Source organism: Sulfurospirillum diekertiae (assembly GCF_011769985.2).
Classification (GTDB): domain Bacteria; phylum Campylobacterota; class Campylobacteria; order Campylobacterales; family Sulfurospirillaceae; genus Sulfurospirillum; species Sulfurospirillum diekertiae.
In genome coordinates, this window is sequence record NZ_CP039734.2 from 177333 (window position 1) to 196087 (window position 18755).

The 18755-nt window shown below is 39.6% G+C and carries 18 protein-coding genes; 15 read left to right on the forward strand and 3 right to left on the reverse strand.

Going from position 1 to position 18755, the window contains the following annotated elements; genetic code table 11:
- The first annotated feature begins 85 nt into the window (after nt 1-85).
- From FA584_RS01000 to FA584_RS01040, 9 genes are all read left to right on the forward strand, one after another.
- Complete coding sequence (locus FA584_RS01000; RefSeq protein WP_167749999.1) at nt 86-1174, forward strand: epoxyqueuosine reductase QueH; 1089 nt, start codon at nt 86-88, stop codon at nt 1172-1174.
- Between the two features lie 31 nt (nt 1175-1205).
- Entirely contained in the window at nt 1206-1655 is a 450-nt protein-coding gene (fabZ, locus tag FA584_RS01005) for a 3-hydroxyacyl-ACP dehydratase FabZ (RefSeq protein ID WP_096045590.1), read from the forward strand.
- Between the two features lies 1 nt (nt 1656).
- Nucleotides 1657-2451 carry an acyl-ACP--UDP-N-acetylglucosamine O-acyltransferase gene (gene lpxA, locus FA584_RS01010; protein ID WP_096045591.1) on the forward strand — a complete coding sequence of 265 codons (795 nt, stop codon included), beginning with the start codon at nt 1657-1659 and terminating at the stop codon, nt 2449-2451.
- Nucleotides 2441-3673, forward strand: coding sequence for an ATP-dependent Clp protease ATP-binding subunit ClpX (clpX, locus tag FA584_RS01015; RefSeq protein ID WP_096045592.1), 1233 nt, complete (start codon nt 2441-2443; stop codon nt 3671-3673). Before lpxA ends, clpX begins: the two co-directional genes overlap by 11 nt.
- A 15-nt stretch (nt 3674-3688) precedes the next feature.
- Nucleotides 3689-4723 (forward strand): rod shape-determining protein, encoded by a 1035-nt coding sequence (locus tag FA584_RS01020; protein ID WP_087437507.1) that lies wholly within the window; start codon nt 3689-3691, stop codon nt 4721-4723.
- The gene (gene mreC, locus FA584_RS01025) at nt 4716-5462 is read left to right on the forward strand and encodes a rod shape-determining protein MreC (RefSeq protein ID WP_167750000.1); all 747 of its coding nucleotides are present in this window, start codon (nt 4716-4718) and stop codon (nt 5460-5462) included. Before FA584_RS01020 ends, mreC begins: the two co-directional genes overlap by 8 nt.
- Nucleotides 5463-5523: 61 nt before the next feature.
- The gene (gene carB, locus FA584_RS01030; RefSeq protein WP_096045594.1) at nt 5524-8781 is read left to right on the forward strand and encodes a carbamoyl-phosphate synthase large subunit; all 3258 of its coding nucleotides are present in this window, start codon (nt 5524-5526) and stop codon (nt 8779-8781) included.
- A gap of 6 nt (nt 8782-8787) precedes the next feature.
- Nucleotides 8788-9228, forward strand: coding sequence for a Sua5/YciO/YrdC/YwlC family protein (locus tag FA584_RS01035; RefSeq protein WP_167750001.1), 441 nt, complete (start codon nt 8788-8790; stop codon nt 9226-9228).
- Nucleotides 9228-9851: a hypothetical protein gene (locus tag FA584_RS01040; protein ID WP_167750002.1), complete on the forward strand. Its 624-nt coding sequence runs from the start codon at nt 9228-9230 to the stop codon at nt 9849-9851. The genes FA584_RS01035 and FA584_RS01040 overlap by 1 nt, the downstream gene beginning before the upstream one ends.
- Before the next feature lie 32 nt (nt 9852-9883).
- Here the strand turns inward: FA584_RS01040 and FA584_RS01045 are convergent, their stop codons facing one another.
- The 3 genes from FA584_RS01045 to surE all read right to left on the reverse strand — a co-directional run bounded on the left by FA584_RS01045 (nt 9884) and on the right by surE (nt 12019).
- The gene (locus tag FA584_RS01045) at nt 9884-10501 is read right to left on the reverse strand and encodes a hypothetical protein (protein WP_167750003.1); all 618 of its coding nucleotides are present in this window, start codon (nt 10499-10501) and stop codon (nt 9884-9886) included.
- A gap of 88 nt (nt 10502-10589) precedes the next feature.
- On the reverse strand, nt 10590-11234 hold the full coding sequence (locus FA584_RS01050) for a tRNA threonylcarbamoyladenosine dehydratase (protein WP_167750668.1): 645 nt from the start codon (nt 11232-11234) through the stop codon (nt 10590-10592).
- Nucleotides 11234-12019, reverse strand: a complete 786-nt coding sequence (gene surE / locus FA584_RS01055) for a 5'/3'-nucleotidase SurE (protein ID WP_167750004.1) — start codon at nt 12017-12019, stop codon at nt 11234-11236. Before surE ends, FA584_RS01050 begins: the two co-directional genes overlap by 1 nt.
- 154 nt (nt 12020-12173) lie before the next feature.
- Here surE and lpxB point away from each other — a divergent pair, with 154 nt between their 5' ends.
- The 6 genes from lpxB to FA584_RS01085 are packed head-to-tail and all read left to right on the forward strand — an operon-like array spanning nt 12174 to nt 18749.
- Nucleotides 12174-13211, forward strand: coding sequence for a lipid-A-disaccharide synthase (lpxB, locus tag FA584_RS01060; RefSeq protein ID WP_167750005.1), 1038 nt, complete (start codon nt 12174-12176; stop codon nt 13209-13211).
- A gap of 18 nt (nt 13212-13229) precedes the next feature.
- Nucleotides 13230-13724 (forward strand): transcription elongation factor GreA, encoded by a 495-nt coding sequence (gene greA, locus FA584_RS01065; protein WP_088437179.1) that lies wholly within the window; start codon nt 13230-13232, stop codon nt 13722-13724.
- Between the two features lie 3 nt (nt 13725-13727).
- Nucleotides 13728-14741 carry an N-acetyl-gamma-glutamyl-phosphate reductase gene (gene argC, locus FA584_RS01070; RefSeq protein WP_191342069.1) on the forward strand — a complete coding sequence of 338 codons (1014 nt, stop codon included), beginning with the start codon at nt 13728-13730 and terminating at the stop codon, nt 14739-14741.
- Complete coding sequence (locus FA584_RS01075; RefSeq protein WP_167750006.1) at nt 14731-15465, forward strand: UDP-2,3-diacylglucosamine diphosphatase; 735 nt, start codon at nt 14731-14733, stop codon at nt 15463-15465. The genes argC and FA584_RS01075 overlap by 11 nt, the downstream gene beginning before the upstream one ends.
- Nucleotides 15458-16408, forward strand: coding sequence for a chemotaxis protein (locus FA584_RS01080; RefSeq protein WP_096045602.1), 951 nt, complete (start codon nt 15458-15460; stop codon nt 16406-16408). Before FA584_RS01075 ends, FA584_RS01080 begins: the two co-directional genes overlap by 8 nt.
- A 10-nt stretch (nt 16409-16418) precedes the next feature.
- The gene (locus tag FA584_RS01085) at nt 16419-18749 is read left to right on the forward strand and encodes a hybrid sensor histidine kinase/response regulator (protein ID WP_167750007.1); all 2331 of its coding nucleotides are present in this window, start codon (nt 16419-16421) and stop codon (nt 18747-18749) included.
- The last annotated feature ends 6 nt before the right edge of the window (nt 18750-18755 follow it).

An 18755-nucleotide genomic window follows, 5' to 3' on the forward strand; every position in this document is an offset into this window, starting at 1 on the left:
ATCCATATTAGTTTTATAAGGATAGATGGATTATATGTTACCTATGTTATACTTTTTGAAAATTTTTACTCTATAAAGAAATACTATGCTCGTTCATATTTGTTGCTCCGTAGATAGCCACTTTTTTTTGCAAAGACTTCAAAAAAGTTATCCTGATGAGGCGTTAATTGGCTTTTTTTATGATCCTAATATTCATCCTTTCAGTGAGTATAAATTAAGGCTTTTGGATGTCAAACGTAGTTGTGACAAGTTAGGAATTGCCTTACATGTAGGCGATTACAATTACGAAGGGTGGCTTGAAGCGGTTCGAGGTCTTGAAAATGAGCCAGAAAAAGGCAAACGTTGTTCAGTGTGTTTTGATAACAGGTTAGAAGAAACTGCACAAAAAGCACTAGAAATAGGTGAAAAAACAATAACAACAACATTACTAACAAGTCCTAAAAAATCACTAGAACAGTTAGAAAAAGCTTTACGTGTCATTGCTCAGAAATATGAACTTGAAATCGTTACACCTGATTTTAGAAAAGGTGGTGGTACACAAGAACAGTTTACACAAGCAAAAGAGGCAATGCTATACCACCAAAATTATTGTGGTTGCCTGTTCGCTTTGGGTGTGCAAAGAGAGCAACAACAAAAATGGGCAGATGAATTGAGTTCACCTCTACGCCCTCAAATACTTCCTGCTTCTATTGAGGAACGTATTGTTTTGTATGAAAAAGTGATAGAGCTTGAAGCAAATGAGACTCCTTTTAAATTGGTGCGTGAAAAGTTTTTAAACTATAGATTGCTTCGCGCATGGGTAAAGAATAGTGACAAAAAGATTATTCCTAGTTATGTCTTATTTTACTCTACATGTAAAAAAGAGTTTACTAAAACAAATGTAGAGTTTGTAGCACAAGGCGTTGGATTTTTAGCAAAAGAAGAAGCACATTTTATTTCGCTTAAAACGTTTAATACGCTAGCCAATACAGACTATCAAACACTCAAAGAGATGCTACAAAATCCCCCAACGGTAGAAATAGAAATAGCTTTTAGAAACACCTACCTAAAGTCGATAGTTGCTTCATTAACTCCACTTGTTGTATTGGATGAGGTTAAAATGGACTCTTATGAACTCTTCATTCAGAGCAAAACCTATCAAGACATTAGAGAAAATTTAGTATTAATTGGCTAAAATATTAGAATTTTGTTAGAAGGTTTCAAAGATGTTAATTGATGTTGTAGAGATTCAAAAAATACTTCCCCATCGCTTTCCTTTTTTACTCGTGGATAGAATTACCGCACTTACGCCAGGCGAGTCTATTGAAGGATTTAAAAATATTACAATAGGCGAACAGATTTTTCAAGGACATTTCCCAGATCATCCCATTTACCCGGGTGTTATGATTATTGAAGGTATGGCACAAGCGGGTGGCGTTCTTGCGTTTAAAAGCATGGATGAAGAGAAGCAAGAAGATACGAAAGAAAAAGTGGTTTATTTTATGAGTATTGATAATGCGAAATTTAGAAGCCCTGTAAAGCCTGGAGATCAGTTAGTGTACAAACTTAATGTTCTAAAACACAGAGGTAATATCTGGGTTTTAGATGCCAAAGCTTATGTTGACGACAAGCTTGTCGCGGAAGCAGAGCTTAAAGCTATGATAGTGGACAAATAACATGCCAAACATTCATCCAACTGCCATTGTTGAAGAGGGAGCGAGTTTAGCAGACGATGTAAAAATCGGAGCTTATGCTTTTGTATCCAAAGATACCATACTTAAAAGTGGTGTTGAGGTGATGCAAGGAGCACAAATCTATGGTGTAACTAAAGTTGGCGAGGATACAAAAATTTGTCCTTATGCCGTTATTGGTATGCCACCACAGGATATTGGGTATAAACCAGAAGATGATGTACGCGTTGAGATAGGTCGTAATGTCATGATCCGTGAATTTGTAACGATTAATGCAGGAACCAAAAAAGGTGGCGGTGTTACACGCATTGGTAATAATTGTTTTATCATGATTTACTGCCATATCGCACATGATTGTCAAGTTGGCAATAATGTTATTATGGCCAACAATGCGACACTCGCAGGCCATGTACACATAGGTTCTTTCACTGTCATTGGTGGTATGACTCCGATTCATCAGTTTGTCCATATTGGAGAAGGTGTCATGATCGGAGGAGCAAGTGCTATTAGCCAAGATATCCCACCTTTTTGTTTAGCAGAAGGAAATCGTGCGGTTGTTCGAGGCCTTAACAGCGTTGGGTTAAAACGTCGTTTTGAGCGAGAAGATATTACCGCCATTCAAAGTGCGTATAAACAACTTTTTAGAAGTGAAAACGCTATTAAAGAGACAGCGGCTAAATTATTAGTGAGCGAAACAAACGAAAAAGTGTTGCAAATGTGCAACTTTATTATGGAATCCACACGAGGTATTCCATTCGAGAGGAAAAATAATGGTCAATAGAGAGTGTAGTTTTTGTGGCACCAAAGAGAGTAATGACACCCGTTTAATCGCAGGCGATGATGTTTTTATCTGCGAACATTGTGTTATTTCTGCCCATAAAATCTTTTTTGGAGAAATTCCAGAGCCTTCTGTGAGTAGTAGTGAAGAGGCTTTTGATCAAGAACTTTTAGCTCCAAAAGAGTTAAAAAAAGTGCTTGATGATTTTGTCATTGGGCAAGACCAAGCTAAAAAGATTTTTTCAGTCGGTGTGTATAACCACTATAAGAGAATTTTCAAGCAAAGTACCATTCAAGATGATACCGAAATTTCTAAATCTAACATTTTACTCATTGGACCAACAGGTAGTGGTAAAACATTGATGGCTCAAACTTTGGCGCGTTTTTTGGATGTACCAATCGCAATCTCAGATGCAACCAGTTTAACCGAAGCGGGTTATGTGGGCGAAGATGTTGAAAATATTCTCACAAAATTGCTTCAATGTGCCAATGGAGATATTAAGAAAGCGGAACAAGGTATTGTCTTTATCGATGAGATTGACAAAATTGCGCGTATGAGTGAGAATCGCTCGATTACCAGAGATGTTTCAGGTGAAGGCGTTCAACAAGCACTGCTTAAAATTATCGAAGGTAGCATTGTTAACATTCCACCAAAGGGTGGGCGAAAACACCCAAATCAAGATTTTATTCAGATTGATACCACCAACATTTTATTTGTCTGTGCCGGAGCCTTTGATGGCTTGGAAGAGATTATTAAACGTCGTATCGGTAAAAATGTCCTTGGCTTTGAGCAAGAAAAACGTACAAAAAGCCAAGATGCAGGACTTTTTGATCTTGCAGAACCGGATGATTTAGTCCATTATGGGTTGATTCCAGAGCTGATTGGACGTTTACATGTAACGGCAAAGCTTTCACCGATTACTAAAGAAGATATGGTGCGTATTTTGACAGAACCTAAAAATGCGATTTACAAACAATATCGAAAACTTTTTGCGATTGATAATGTTGAGCTCTCTTTCGAAAAAGAGGCATTGGATTCTGTAGCTGAGCTTGCGATCAAACGTAAGACGGGAGCGAGAGGACTTCGAAGTATTATCGAAGATATTATGGTTGATGTGATGTATGAACTTCCAGAACTAAGTGGCTATGAAGTGGTGATTACAAAAGATGTAGTGACAAAAGGTGAAAAACCACTTTATATCAAAAAAGATAAAAAAAGTGCGTAAAAAAGGAATAGAGAGATGATTTTGGACAAGATAATAGGATTCTTCTCAAGTGATATGAGTATCGACCTTGGAACGGCGAATACCTTGGTATTGGTCAAAGGTAAAGGTATTATTATCAATGAGCCTTCCGTCGTCGCTGTACAACGCAACCGCTATGGTAAACAAAATATCTTAGCAGTGGGTAAAGAGGCAAAAAATATGGTGGGTAAGACGCCAGGTGACATTGAAGCGATCCGCCCAATGCGTGATGGCGTTATCGCTGATTTTGATATGACGGAGAAAATGATTCGTTATTTCATTGAAAAGGCGCATCGAAGAAAAAGCTTTTTACGACCACGTATCATCATCTGCGTTCCTTATGGTTTGACACAAGTAGAACGTAAAGCAGTACGTGAATCTGCAATGAGCGCAGGGGCACGTGAAGTTTTCCTCATCGAAGAGCCTATGGCAGCAGCCATTGGTGCAGGACTCCCTGTCCGTGAGCCACAAGGAAGTTTGGTTGTTGACATCGGCGGTGGTACAACTGAAATCGGCGTTGTATCTTTAGGAGGGTTGGTTATCAGTAAATCCATTCGCGTTGCGGGTGATAAGATTGATATGGCTATTGTCGATTACGTTAAGAAAAAATATAACTTATTAATTGGTGAGCGAACGGGGGAAGAGATCAAAATTGCCATTGGTACAGCTGTTCCTATGGATGAGCCTATCTCTATGGTGGTTAAAGGGCGCGATCAAGTGAGCGGACTTTTGAGCCGTATTGAACTGACCAGTGAAGATGTAAGAGATGCCATTAAAGAACCACTCAAAGAAATTGCCGACGCGCTTAAAGATGTCCTTGAAGTGATGCCTCCAGACCTTGCAGGGGATATTGTTGAAAACGGTGTAGTTTTAACCGGTGGTGGAGCTTTGATTCGAGGCTTCGATAAATACCTTTCAGACATCGTGAAGTTACCTGTTTTTGTTGCCGATGAACCACTTTTAGCGGTTGCAAAAGGTACAGGAAAAGCACTCGAAGAGATTGAACTTTTACAACAATTGTCGAATGAGTAAATTTAAAATCATTATTTTGCTTTGCATCTTTGTGTTTGTATCGTTTCGGTACAGCACAGATGCAAGGCACATTATAGGTGGCATTAATACAAAAATTCTTGCTTCTTATGGTGATATGAAAATGCAAATTGAAGCTAAGATCAATGAACATTTTGCTCAACAAGAAGAGATTCAGCGATTACGTACCGAAAATCAATCATTACAAAAATCAGCCGTTCTTTCCATTGCTTTTGCAAGTAAACTGAGCGATATGCTTAAGGAACACAATGTTACAGCATACAATCCTCGTGTGAGTATGATTCAATCCATTGGGTATACCAATTTGAATGATTATGGCAAAGTATGGTTAAAGTTCGATGACTTTAATCAAAGTAAAATTTATGGACTCTTACAACAAGGATACGCAGCAGGCATTGTTGTCTCGAACGATGGGCACCCTCAAGGGTTACTTTTAAGTGATCCAAAATCCATATTTGCTGTCTATATTGGAAATCAAAAAATGCAAGGTATTGCGCAAGGTAACCGCAAAGAAGTGCTAGTCAAATATATTTCTCAGTGGTTACAGCCACAAGTGGGAGATGAAGTTATCACCAGCGGGCTGGATGGAATTTTCTTTGAAGGTATAAAAGTGGGAGTTGTGACGGAAGTCATTGATGAAGAGTCTTCAAAAACGGTGGTCGTAAAACCCTATGCAGCACCACATGTACCAGCGTATATGCATGTCATTATGCAAAACTAGTCTTGAATCCACTGCCTTTGAGGCATTGGGTTGAATACTACATGTAGATTAAAGGAAAGAGATGCCAAAACGTCAAGATATTAAAACCATATTATTAATCGGATCAGGTCCTATTGTAATCGGACAGGCATGTGAATTTGACTATTCAGGAACGCAAGCAGCAAAAACTTTAAAAGAGCTTGGATACAGAGTTGTGCTTGTTAACTCCAATCCAGCGACCATTATGACAGACCCTGAATTTGCAGATCGCACTTATATTGAACCTATTACACCTGAAGTGATTGCCCGTATTATTGAAAAAGAGAGAGTCGATGCTATTCTTCCAACGATGGGTGGACAAACGGCACTGAATGTCGCAATGACGATGCATGACCAAGGAATGCTCAAAGATATTATATTTTTAGGTGCCAATCCCGCAGCGATTAAAAAAGGTGAAGACAGGCAAGCTTTTAAAGAAGCGATGCTTAAAATTGGGATGGATTTACCAATCAGTGCCTATGCCTATAATTTAGAAGATGCGTATGCGGCAGCAGATAAAATTGGATTCCCACTGATTATTCGTGCCTCTTATACCTTAGCAGGTGGTGGTAGCGGTGTTGCCTATAACATTGATGAGTTCAAAGAACTTGCCATGGCAGGGCTTGATGCCAGCCCGATTAATGAGATTTTGATTGAAGAGTCTCTGCTGGGTTGGAAAGAGTACGAGATGGAAGTCATCCGTGATCATGCCGATAACTGCATCATCGTCTGCTCCATCGAGAACTTTGATCCGATGGGTGTTCACACGGGGGATTCCATTACCATTGCACCAGCTCTAACGTTGACTGATAAAGAGTACCAACGTATGCGAAATGCTTCATTTGCGATTCTTCGTGAAATTGGTGTGGATACGGGTGGTAGTAATGTTCAGTTTTCCATCTGTCCGCAAACAGGAAGAATGACCGTTATTGAGATGAATCCTCGAGTCAGTCGTAGTTCCGCCCTTGCATCTAAAGCGACAGGTTACCCGATTGCCAAAGTGGCAACGCTTTTAGCGGTTGGCTTTACACTGGATGAGATTAAAAATGACATTACAGGAACGGCGGCAAGCTTTGAGCCAGTCATTGACTACATCGTGACGAAGATTCCTCGTTTTACGTTTGAAAAATTTCCATTGGCAGATTCAACGCTGACCACTTCAATGAAGAGTGTGGGCGAGGTTATGGCGATTGGTCGTACGTTTAAAGAGTCATTCCAAAAAGCGCTTTGCTCTCTTGAAACCAATTTAAGTGGATTTGAGAGCCTTAAAGTAGACGAAGATAAACTCAAAAATGAGATCAGAAGACCAAACTGCGATAGAGTGCTCTATGTAGGTGAAGCATTCCGTCGAGGTTATAGCGTTGAAGATGTATTTAATCTAAGTAAAATTGATCCATGGTTCTTAGGTCAAATTAAAGAAATTATTGATTTTGAGACAAAAATTGATATGTTTATTCTCAACGATGAAGAACTGTTACGTAAAGCTAAAACAATGGGTTTCTCAGACAAAATGATCGCAAAACTGATCAACAAAGAAGACAACTTAGAGCTCACAACCAATGACATTTATTTTGCACGTAACAAACTCGGCATCGACTTTGAATACAATGAAGTTGACACGTGTGCGGCGGAATTTAAAGCTCTGACACCGTACCTTTACTCCACGACCAATGTGACCAAATTACCTTTACATGTAAAAGAGAAAGAGACACAGAAAAAAGTCATGATCATCGGTGGAGGACCAAACAGAATTGGTCAAGGCATTGAGTTTGACTACTGTTGTGTTCACGCGGCATATGCCTTAAATGACATGGGTGTTAAAACCATTATGTACAACTGTAACCCGGAAACCGTTTCGACTGACTATGATACGAGCGATATTCTCTACTTTGAACCGATTGATTTTGAACATGTTAGAAGTGTGGTGGAAAAAGAGAATCCAGATGGCGTTATCGTTCATTTTGGTGGACAAACACCTCTTAAATTGGCTAAAAAACTCACTGTTATGGGTGCAAAAATCATTGGCACAACAGCACGTGTGATCGATATGGCAGAAGATAGAGAAAAATTTTCGAAATTTATCACTGAAAATAATATCAAACAACCTCATAATGCAACCGCAACGAGTGAAGAAGAGGCGATTGAAAAAGCAAAAGAGATTGGATACCCTGTTCTTGTGCGCCCAAGCTACGTTCTAGGCGGGCGTGCAATGCGTATCGTTTACAATGAGAGTGAACTACGTACCTATATGAATGAAGCGGTGAGCGTGAGCCATAATTCACCTGTATTAATTGACCAATTCTTAGATCGTGCTATTGAAATGGATGTTGATGCTATTTGTGATGGCAAAGAGGTTTATATCGGCGGTATTATGCAACACATCGAAGAAGCTGGAATTCACAGTGGAGATAGTGCTTGTTCATTGCCTTCTATCAGCCTTAGCGATGCACTTTTAAGTAAAATTGAATCCCAAACCAAGCAAATTGCGCTAAACCTTGGTGTTGTAGGTTTGATGAACATTCAATACGCGATCTACCAAGATGATGTTTATATGATCGAAGTCAATCCTCGTGCTAGTCGTACTGTCCCCTTTGTCAGCAAAGCGACGGGTATTCCAATGGCAAAAGTGGCAACACGTGTTATGTTCCAAGGAAACCTTCGAGAAGCACTTTCTTTTTATGACAAATTTGATGTGGTGCGTGAAGGCAATGGCATCTTAAAACCTAAAAAATTTGATCATGTTGCAGTGAAAGAAGCGGTATTCCCATTCAATAAACTTCAAGGCGCTGACCTTATCTTAGGACCTGAGATGAAATCAACCGGTGAAGTTATGGGCATTAGCCGCAACTTCCCTGCTTCATTTGCTAAAAGCCAAATCGCTTCAGCGAACGTACTACCCAAAAGCGGTTCAGTCTTTATCTCGTTGGTAGACATCGACAAATCCTTTGCCAAAGAGATCGGGACGAAATTTGAAGCGCTTGGCTTTAAGGTCATCGCAACAGGTGGAACGCACAAAGCCTTGCAAGAAGCAGGTGTGAATGCAGAGTTTGTTTATAAAATCTCTGAAGGTCGCCCTAATATCGAAGATAAACTCAAAAATGGTGACATTGCCCTTGTGATTAACACGAGCGATAATAAATCCAGCAAAGACGATGCAAAGAAAATTCGCCAAGCCGTGCTTCGCTTTAAAATCCCTTACTTTACCACTGTCTCTGCGGCATCTGCTGCAACAACAGCGATAGAGTACATTCAAGACAAAAGTGCGCTTGAACCACGTGCTTTACAAGATTATTTAAACTAGAAAATCATGAACCCCAACCTTGTTTATCTTGCGCAAACAGAGACAACGGTGGGGTTCCTTTCCCAAAATGCTGAAGCACTCGCTCGCACAAAAAACCGCCCCAAAGGTAAACCTTTTCTCATTAGTGTTGATTCACTGAACACCCTTCGTTCCTTTACCAGAGTTCCCAAACATCATAAAAACCGTGTTCGAAGAACTCAAAAAACAACCTTTGTTTACCCATGTGGATTAGCAATTCGTGTGGTTAAGGACGAAGAGCATTTGCAGTTTTTGAAAAAATTTAAATGGAGCTACTCCACCTCGTCTAACCCTAGTGGAAAGGGCTTTGATGAAGCATTTGCAATCGAAAAAGCGGATGTCATTGTTTTTACATGTAAAGGTTTTTTTGAAGATAAACCCTCAACTATTTACAAACTTGGAAAACGAAAACTAAGGAAATTACGGTAATGAATCTGCAAAAACTCCAAGAGGCAGAAGCCTATTTTTTGGAACTCTATCCACAAGGTTTTGAAGATGTAGGACTTTTACCCATCATCAAACGACACAATACCGCCAAAATCGGCGAGCAAGTTCGTGAGCTATTTGCCAAAGAGAATTTCACACAGCCTGAAATTATTTGTGAAAACTTCGCCAAAATTGTCTCAAAATCGACCCTTATATCACTCTTTGAAAAACCAAAAGTCAGAGATATGATCAAGTCGATGCGCATGGAGCGAAGAGACATGTTTTCTATCGGTCTGTATGAAATGCTTTTCGGTGACAAAAAAGAGGGCTTTGACATCGTGGTAGAGATATTGTCCTTTTACACCTTAGCAAAATGGTCGATCGTAACGCTCATTCCTTATTATTTTTACAGAGATAAAGAGTTTTTCATCAAACCTACAACTACCAAAAATATCCTCTCTTTTTTTGAGATCGAAGGGTTAGTCTACAAACCACGACCAAGTTATGAATTTTACGTGCAGTATACAAAAATCTTAGAGCGTATGAGAGCAAAAGTCAGTGAGAAGATAAGCCCTCATGACAATGCTGGATTTACAGGCTTTTTGATGATGGCGATGGAAGAGTGATTGTTTGATGCTACTTTTAATACTTTTATTATTTATAAGTGTAAAGTTTTGATCAATTCAAATACATATACTGTTGAGCTTTCTTTTCCTTGTTCTTGCATATGAACAACATACAAATTATTATCATTTAACAGTTTAATTGTATGACAGTTCAATAATAATTTAATTTTTCCCATCCAAATTAGTATATTTGTTTCATAGTATTTATAGTCAATTTTATGACCTAAGGGATTTTCAGCATGTAATATTTTTCCGCAAGCATCATACGCTTTAATGAAATCTTCTTTATTTAAATAACCCTCTTTAATATTAATTAAATCATTCTCAACACCTTCTAAATCACTTGGTTTTTCATAAATTGGGTTTGGATAAAAATCAGGGTTAAGTCTTTCAATATCTTTCAAAATTAGCTTAGCATTCCACATTTTTTTTAAATTTTGCACTTGTCTTAAAAATATTTTTTGATTAGCGACAAGTGAACTTAAAGCAATAAGTTCTAATATTTTTCTAATTTGTAAACACATTAATTCAATATTAACAGCTTGATACATTGCATTTCTTTCACCATTTAGAAATGCATAAACTACATTGGTCCTTCTTTTTATTTCATTCATAACGCTTGCATATTTTTCTCGCTCTTTATCCTTCATCGTTATCCTCAATAAGTACAGAAAAATTATATAGAATGACTTAATTATTTTTTAATCTAAATAGATCTTTTACCTTTACATGTAAATTCTACATTTTCCCCGTAATCTTCCGAATCGCAAGCGAAGCAAGCGTCAAACCGAACGAAGCCGTTACACACATTAAACTTCCCATCTCTTTACAAATCGGTTTTTCATCGGAAAATACCGTTAAAAATGAGCCTTGAAATCCCGTTTTTTTGAGTCCTTCGCGAAAGCTTTTTGCTAATGCATCGCCATAGGTGTCCCAAATAGGGGCGTAATGAATTTTAGTAGGGTCGATTTTTTTAGCGCCACCTGCGGAGCTGAGCAGTTTGGTGTGGGCTTTGTGGGCTACGGCGATTTTGGCTTCCATATCATCGATAGCGTCGATAACGATGTCATAGGGTTCAAAGTTAAAACTCTCAACCCATTCAGGGGTGACTTTTGCCTCAATAGGGGTGACGCCTTTATAAAGGCTTGCCATATGCAAAACTTTGACTTCTCCCACGGCTTCTGAGCCCAGTTGTCTGTTTTGATTGGTTACGTCGTAGCGGTCAAAATCGACGATGGTGATGTCGCTAATGCCCGTGCGGTATAAGGCATCTAAACATGGACTTCCGACTCCACCAATACCTAAAAGAAGGACTTTTGCCTTTTGGAGTTTTTTAAAGTCTTCACCAAAAACTCTTCTGACACGTGAGTAACGATCTTCCATTATTGTATCCATTGTTTTAAATTTTCAAGTTCATCATGAGCGGTCATGTCGAGTTTGATTGGGGTGATGGAGACATAGCCTTCATCAATGGCACTGAGGTCACAGTCATCTATTTCACCTTTTTTCCACTCCAGCGTATGAACACCAAGCCAGTAGTACTCTTCACCTCGTGGATTGCGGTGCAGATGCGCGTCATTGCCGTACATGCGATACCCTGCACGGGTGATCTTATAGCCCTTGCACTCTTCAGGTTTGAGGGCTGGGATATTGACATTTAAAAAGCGACGTTCCGCGAGAGGGAAAGAGCCCTCTAAGATGCGTTTGGCAAGGTCGTACACGGTTTGCTCTGCAAGATCATAGCCGTGCGTGAGTTCAATGTTTTGAGGTCCACCCGTGTAAACTTGCGAGATCGCAATGGCAGGAACACCATGCAAGGCTGCTTCCATTGCCGCACTCGCTGTGCCACTGTACGTGATGTCTTCGCCTAAATTGGAACCTTTGTTGATGCCACTCACGACCAAATCAGGTTTTGAATCACCTTCAAAAAGAGCGTTGAGTGAGAGATAAATACAATCCGTGGGTGTGCCATCATCGAGTTTGTAAAAATCATCGCCAATCGCAACAAAGCGAAGGGGTCGTGTGAGTGTGAGTGAGTGTCCGCAGGCGGATTTTTCAGAAGTAGGTGCTACAATGGTGACTTGTCCTAAAGGGCGAAGTGCACGAGCAAGAGCGTGAAGTCCTGTGCTTTCAAAGCCGTCGTCATTGGTAATTAAAATACGTTTCATTGAAATGCCTATTTTTTATTTACATTATAACGAAAGAGGCTTATAGTAGACTTCCTTTTTAGCTCATAAACGAAGTCTATTTTTAAGAGATTTTTGTATAGACTTCGTTTTAAAGAATAGACTTTTTTGATAACCTACTATAAAAGGTACGATTTTGAAATTACTTGTTTCCGCTCTAGAGCCATCCGCCAATTTACACTTAGAACCTATTTTAAGTGCGCTGGAGCAGTGTGAATTGTATGGTATCTTTGATGAGCGTTTTGGAAAGCCGTTGCTACCAAGCAAAGCTTTTTCAATTATGGGGTTTTTAGATGCATTGCCCAAAATTCGTAAAGCCAAAAGAGCCATTAAGGTGATGGCACGAATGAGCTTTTTTGTGGATAAAGTGCTACTTATCGACTCGCCAGCGTTCAATATTCCTTTGGCAAAAGCCATTAAAACGATCAATCCCAATGTCGAAATTATCTACTATATCTTGCCACAAGTCTGGGCATGGAAGCCTAAACGTGTTGCAAAAGTGGAAAAATATTGTGATGTACTGGCGTCTATTTTGCCTTTTGAACAGCAATTTTATACGAAGGCAACCTATGTTGGGAATCCTCTGTTGGATGAAATTCCACTTTTTAAACTCAGAGCGGAAGAGACTGGGGTGATCGCCTTTTTGCCCGGTAGTCGCAAAAGTGAGATCCGAAGTCTCTTTCCTATCTATAAAGAGGTTGCTTCTCGCATAGAAGGCAAAGAGAAGTTACTGGTGATTCCTCCACATTTTGACTATCGTGAAATTGTGGATATTTATGGTGATATTCATGACTTTAAAATTTGTCGCAATACCTATGAAGCGTTTGAAAAAAGTGAGTTTGCATTTGTATGTTCTGGAACGGCAACGCTGGAAGCGGCACTTGTCGGTGTGCCTTTTGTATTGGCGTATAAAGCAAAAGCGTTTGATTATTGGGTTGCTCAGCAATTTGTAAAACTCAAACATGTAGGACTTGCCAATATTATTTTCGATTTTGAAAAGATGGAACCGTTACATGTAGAGTTATTACAAGAAGATGTTTTTGCCGATAATCTACTCAAAGCCTATGAAAATATGGACAAAGAGGCATTTTTTAACCATGCCAAAAAACTTCGAACAATGCTAAGCCACGGTAGTCAGAGAGGCAATGATAAGCATAATGAAGGTATAATGTAAAGATATAAGGAGTTAAAAATGAGTACTAAAGAGCCGATGACCGAATACGGTTATCAAAAATTAACGAATGAATTATCTGACTTAAAAAAACGCCAACGACCTGAAACAGTCATCGAACTTGATATTGCACGAAGTCATGGTGATCTCAAAGAGAACTCAGAATACCATGCTGCGAAAGACCATTTGGCATTTTTAGATGGGCGCATTGGAGAGCTAAGCGATCTTGTCTCTCGTGCACAAGTTATTAATCCGAATTCCTATGAACATGATAAAATCCGTTTTGGCTCAACCATTAAATTAGAAAATACGGAGACGGGCGATGAACTGACCTATACCATCGTTGGGAGCACAGAGAGCAATCCTGATCGTGGGCTTATCTCTTATCATACGCCTTTATCTCAACAGCTTTTAGGGCATGGTGAGGGTGAAGAAGTTACCATTAAGTTACCTTCCGGTCAACAGATTTTTGAGATTTTAGAAGTTATTTATATCGAGATTCAATTCGAGGAATAAAGTATGGCAAAAATAGATGTAGCAATCATTGGTGCAAGCGGTTACACGGGCTTAGAGCTGATGAAAATTTTGATCAATCATCCTCATTTTAACATTACTTACATCGCAACGACGGAAGGTGGAATGAAAGCGACAGAACTACATCCTAGTTTATTGGGTGTTTTTGAGCAAGAGGTGTTAAAAGCCGATGCGAGAGATGTTGCCAAGCATGCCAAACTTGCTTTTTTAGCGCTTCCCCATAAAGCGGCGATGGGTTTTGCGAAGGAGCTTTTAGCGTTACATGTAAAGGTAGTTGACCTTTCAGCGGATTACCGTTTAGAGCTTGAGGCATATGAGGAGCACTACTGTGAACATGAAGATAAAGAAAATTTAAAAGAGGCTGTTTATGGGCTTCCTGAAATCAATCGTGCCAAAATAAAACAAGCGAAGTTGATTGCCAATCCAGGATGTTATCCTACGGCTTCGATTTTGGGGATTTTACCGTTTTTGAATTATCTTAAAAAAGATGCGCCCATCTTTATTGATGCAAAAAGTGGTGTCTCTGGTGCAGGTAAAAAACCAACACCTACAGCACATTTTGTGAGTATCAATGAAAATATCTTTGCGTACAATCCTTTGAAACATCGCCATGAGCCAGAGATCGCTGAGAAATTGCGCTTGGTAAGCGGTCATCCGTTTGAAGTGAATTTTGTACCGCATTTATTGCCTGTAAGTCGTGGTATGTTGGTGAGTTCGTATTTGCAAACGAATGAGATAATTGATGCGAAAGCCGTGCTTCAGGACTTTTATAAAAATGAGCATTTTGTCCGTATTCGTGAAGTGCCTGTCGATATTAAATCAACGGCTGGAACAAACTTTTGCGATATTTTCGTGAGTCAAAAAGGAAAGTCCCTCTTTGTTTCATCCAGCATCGACAATCTTTTACGTGGTGCTTCAGCACAAGCGGTGGTAAATGCCAATTTGATGTGTGGCTTCGAAGAGTCCGCAGGAATTCCTATTATCGCCTATGTCCCCTAATCTTATCATCCAAGAAGGAGCGCTTTTTATTGCTGACGCGCATGACTCAGCTGAGCGCTCTTTCTTTTTTGATTTCCTTTTACATGTAAAACAAGATCCTCCACCTCAACTCTTTTTAATGGGCGATATGTTCGACCTTTTAGTGGGCAGTGTTGACTATGGTGTTAAACAATATCAGCGCTATATTGACCTGATTGATGAGCTTGGAAAATGCTGTGAAGTCTACTATTTTGAGGGCAATCATGACTTTGACCTCTCCAAACTCTTTCACTATGTAAAGGTGATACCGATTGCAGAACAACCTTTTACATGTAAACTTCCTAGTGGCAAAAGCTGTCTTTTATTGCACGGCGATAAATATGGAGGCTTTATTCATCGGTGCTATACAAAGATGATTCGTAACAGAGGTGTCTTAAGCGTCCTAAATGTATTAGATGGATTACTTCAAGGTTTTATCTCTCAAAAGATTCAAAATAACCAGCGCAAAAAAATGTTGTGCAAGCCCATTGGGCATTTTGCAACGCTTATACAACGCAAGCTACATTTTTATCCAAAAGTGGATGTCATTGCAGAGGGACATTACCATCAAAACACTGATTTTATGGTAGTTGGGACACATTATATCAATTTTTCTTCTTTTGCGTGCAATCAAAGCTATTTTAGTGTACAATCTTCGCCAGAGACAGAATTTGCGCAAAAGCAACTAAGGGGCTGCAATGGCTAAAGAAAGTATTTTAAAAGTAGGCTCCAATGAGATGGAGCTGGTGGACTTCCGTATTTTTAAGAAGGAAGCGAACGGTGTTTATGAGGGAATTTATGGTGTTAACGTTGCAAAAGTGCGTGAAATCATCAAAATTCCTAATTTGACGGAACTTCCAGGTGTTCCTGAATACATCGAAGGTATTTTTGATCTTCGTGGTATCGTTATTCCTGTTATTAACCTTGCCAAATGGATGAACATCAAAGAGCCTGATGATGGATCGATTAAACCTCGTATTATCATCACGGAGTTTAGCGACATCTTGATCGGTTTTGTGGTGCATGAAGCCAAACGTATTCGCCGCATCAGCTGGAAAGATATTGAGCCAGCATCATTTGTTGCCGGTATGGGTTCACTGGATAAAAGTCAAATTACGGGTGTAACACGTATTGAAAATGATGAGGTACTTTTGATCTTGGATCTTGAAAGCGTGGTGCAAGCACTCGGTATTTATCAACCTAAAATTGATGTGGAAGACAATGCTATTATCAAAGTAGATGGTACAGCGTTGATTTTGGATGATAGTATGACCGCACGAAAGCTCGTCAGCGATGCGCTTAAAAAGATGGGTATGCGTGTAATCGAAGCGAAAGATGGTTCAGAAGGTTTAGAGCGCTTAAACGATCTTTATACAACCTATGGTGAACATCTAACCGATGAAGTCAAAATTATTATTAGCGATGTTGAAATGCCTCAGATGGATGGATTTCACTTTGCCGCTAGTGTGAAAGAAGATGCAAGGTTTAAAAATATTCCGATTGTCTTTAACTCTTCCATTAGTGACCATTTTAGTGAACTTAGGGGCAAAGAGGCGGGCGGTGAAGCCTATTTAACGAAATTTGATGCAGGTATCTTTTACAAAGAAGTTTCTAAAGTCATCAAATCACACGTGAAAACAGCACAATAGGGGTAGAACGATGGAAGATATTCAAGAAATTTTAGAAGATTTTTTGGTTGAAGCGTTCGAACTTATTGAACAACTTGATCAAAATTTAGTGGAACTAGAGGGAAATCCAGATGATTTGGAACTCCTCAATAGTATTTTTAGGGTCGCACATACGATAAAAGGGTCGTCATCCTTTTTAAATTTCGATATTTTGACTGGCTTAACCCATCACATGGAAGATGTTCTTAACAAAGCACGCCATGGTGACTTAAAACTCACACCAGAAGTTATGGATGTTGTTTTGGAATCTATTGACTTGATGAAAAGCTTGCTTCATGCCATTCGTGATAGTGGCAATGATACTTCCGCAGGTATTGACATTACAGACATTTGTCGCCGTTTAGACATTATCTCTAATGGTGATGTGGCTCCAACAGCCGTTCAAGAACTTGTAGATGAGTCCCCCGTTCCAGAGTCAGAAGAGAATGATAATACAGACTACTCAAAACTCAGCGACAAAGAAGTTGAAGACGAAATCGAACGTCTTTTGAAAATGCGTAAAGAAGAAGATCGTAAGCGAAGAGAAAACAATGGTGCACCAAAAGCAGCAGCTGCTGTTTCGACGCCATCCTTTGAAAGCTTAAAAGATCATGACGAAGACGATGACGCACCCAAAGTTATAGAACCAGTCGTTACAAAACGAGCCACTGCAGAAAATGCACCTGCTAAAAAAGAGTCTGCAAGTTCTATGGAGCAAACCATCAGGGTCGAGGTTAAACGACTGGATCACTTGATGAACTTAATCGGTGAACTTGTTTTGGGTAAAAATAGATTGCTCAAAATTTACGATGATGTTGAAGAACGCTATGAAGGTGAAAAATTCTTAGAAGAGTTAAATCAAGTGGTTTCATCTATTTCCCTTGTTACCACCGATCTTCAAATTGCGGTTATGAAAACAAGAATGCTTCCTATTGCCAAAGTCTTTAACAAATTCCCACGCATGGTACGCGATCTTTCACGAGAGCTTGGAAAACAGATTGAGCTTGAAATTTCAGGTGAAGAGACTGAGCTTGATAAATCCATTGTTGAAGAGATTGGTGATCCTCTTGTTCACATTATTCGTAACTCATGTGATCATGGTATTGAAGATGGGGCGACGAGACGTGCTCAAGGTAAATCGGAGATGGGACTTATTCAGCTCAAAGCGTACAATGAGGGAAATCACATTGTTATTGAAATTACCGATGATGGTAAAGGGCTTGATCCTGATTTACTTCGCACAAAAGCGATTGAAAAAGGCATGATTACTGAACGTGAAGCCGATGCAATGAGTGATAAAGAAGCGTATGCGTTGGTCTTTAGACCATCCTTCTCCACCGCTAAAGTTGTCACCAATGTTTCAGGTCGTGGTGTTGGTATGGATGTTGTTAAAACGAATATTGAAAAACTAAACGGTATCATTGATGTCGATAGTGAAATCGGTCATGGTACGGTTATAAAACTTAAAATTCCTCTAACGTTAGCGATCATTCAAGCCTTGTTGGTCGGTGCACAAGAAGAGTACTACGCCATTCCATTAGCATCGGTTTTAGAGACGGTTCGTATTCCTTTGGATGAAATTTATACGATTGAAGGTAAAAATGTTCTTAGACTTCGTGATGAAGTTCTTTCACTTGTCCGTCTTTCCGACATCTTTGGTGTCAAACAAGTGTATGAAGGTGGCGAGCATACGTATGTCGTTGTCATCGGACTTGCTGAGTCAAAACTGGGTGTTGTTGTGGACACGTTGGTCGGTCAGGAAGAGATTGTTATTAAATCTCTTGGTGATTATCTCCAAGGCATTGAAGGCATTGCCGGTGCAACTATCAGAGGTGATGGACGCGTAACACTCATTGTGGATGTTGCAGCTCTTATGAACCTTGCAAAAGGCATCACCGTTGATATTCGTGCGAGTGCAGAAGCAGTGGTTAAAACAAAAACAGTTCCAAGTGACTACATTGTCTTAGCGGTTGATGATAGTGCCATGGATCGCAATATCATGAAAAAATCGATGGAACCCATTGGCGTTAAAGTCCTTGAAGCCAGCAATGGTCAAGAAGCACTCAATATGCTCAAATCGGCTGAATACAGCATTGATGCGGTCTTAATTGATATTGAAATGCCACGTATGGATGGATATACCCTTGCGGGTGAAATTCGTAAATACTCGAAGTATAAAAACCTTCCATTGATTGCGGTAACATCACGTACATCCAAAGCTGATAGGCTAAGAGGCGTTGAATCAGGCATGAGTGAATACATCACCAAACCATACTCTCCCGAATACCTCGAGAGTGTCGTGCGAAAAAATATAAAACTATAAGTGGGG

What these genes read in the sequence shown, in the direction of transcription:
- mreC (WP_167750000.1), top strand. Translation starts at nt 4,716, where the DNA reads ATGAGTAAATTTAAAATCATTATTTTGCTTTGCATCTTTGTGTTTGTA.
- FA584_RS01080 (WP_096045602.1), top strand. Translation starts at nt 15,458, where the DNA reads ATGGCTAAAGAAAGTATTTTAAAAGTAGGCTCCAATGAGATGGAGCTG.
- FA584_RS01085 (WP_167750007.1), top strand. Translation starts at nt 16,419, where the DNA reads ATGGAAGATATTCAAGAAATTTTAGAAGATTTTTTGGTTGAAGCGTTC.
- surE (WP_167750004.1), bottom strand. Translation starts at nt 12,019, where the DNA reads ATGAAACGTATTTTAATTACCAATGACGACGGCTTTGAAAGCACAGGA.
- FA584_RS01045 (WP_167750003.1), bottom strand. Translation starts at nt 10,501, where the DNA reads ATGAAGGATAAAGAGCGAGAAAAATATGCAAGCGTTATGAATGAAATA.
- argC (WP_191342069.1), top strand. Translation starts at nt 13,728, where the DNA reads ATGGCAAAAATAGATGTAGCAATCATTGGTGCAAGCGGTTACACGGGC.
- FA584_RS01000 (WP_167749999.1), top strand. Translation starts at nt 86, where the DNA reads ATGCTCGTTCATATTTGTTGCTCCGTAGATAGCCACTTTTTTTTGCAA.
- FA584_RS01075 (WP_167750006.1), top strand. Translation starts at nt 14,731, where the DNA reads ATGTCCCCTAATCTTATCATCCAAGAAGGAGCGCTTTTTATTGCTGAC.
- FA584_RS01050 (WP_167750668.1), bottom strand. Translation starts at nt 11,234, where the DNA reads ATGGAAGATCGTTACTCACGTGTCAGAAGAGTTTTTGGTGAAGACTTT.
- FA584_RS01020 (WP_087437507.1), top strand. Translation starts at nt 3,689, where the DNA reads ATGATTTTGGACAAGATAATAGGATTCTTCTCAAGTGATATGAGTATC.
- carB (WP_096045594.1), top strand. Translation starts at nt 5,524, where the DNA reads ATGCCAAAACGTCAAGATATTAAAACCATATTATTAATCGGATCAGGT.
- fabZ (WP_096045590.1), top strand. Translation starts at nt 1,206, where the DNA reads ATGTTAATTGATGTTGTAGAGATTCAAAAAATACTTCCCCATCGCTTT.
- lpxA (WP_096045591.1), top strand. Translation starts at nt 1,657, where the DNA reads ATGCCAAACATTCATCCAACTGCCATTGTTGAAGAGGGAGCGAGTTTA.
- clpX (WP_096045592.1), top strand. Translation starts at nt 2,441, where the DNA reads ATGGTCAATAGAGAGTGTAGTTTTTGTGGCACCAAAGAGAGTAATGAC.
- greA (WP_088437179.1), top strand. Translation starts at nt 13,230, where the DNA reads ATGAGTACTAAAGAGCCGATGACCGAATACGGTTATCAAAAATTAACG.
- FA584_RS01035 (WP_167750001.1), top strand. Translation starts at nt 8,788, where the DNA reads ATGAACCCCAACCTTGTTTATCTTGCGCAAACAGAGACAACGGTGGGG.
- FA584_RS01040 (WP_167750002.1), top strand. Translation starts at nt 9,228, where the DNA reads ATGAATCTGCAAAAACTCCAAGAGGCAGAAGCCTATTTTTTGGAACTC.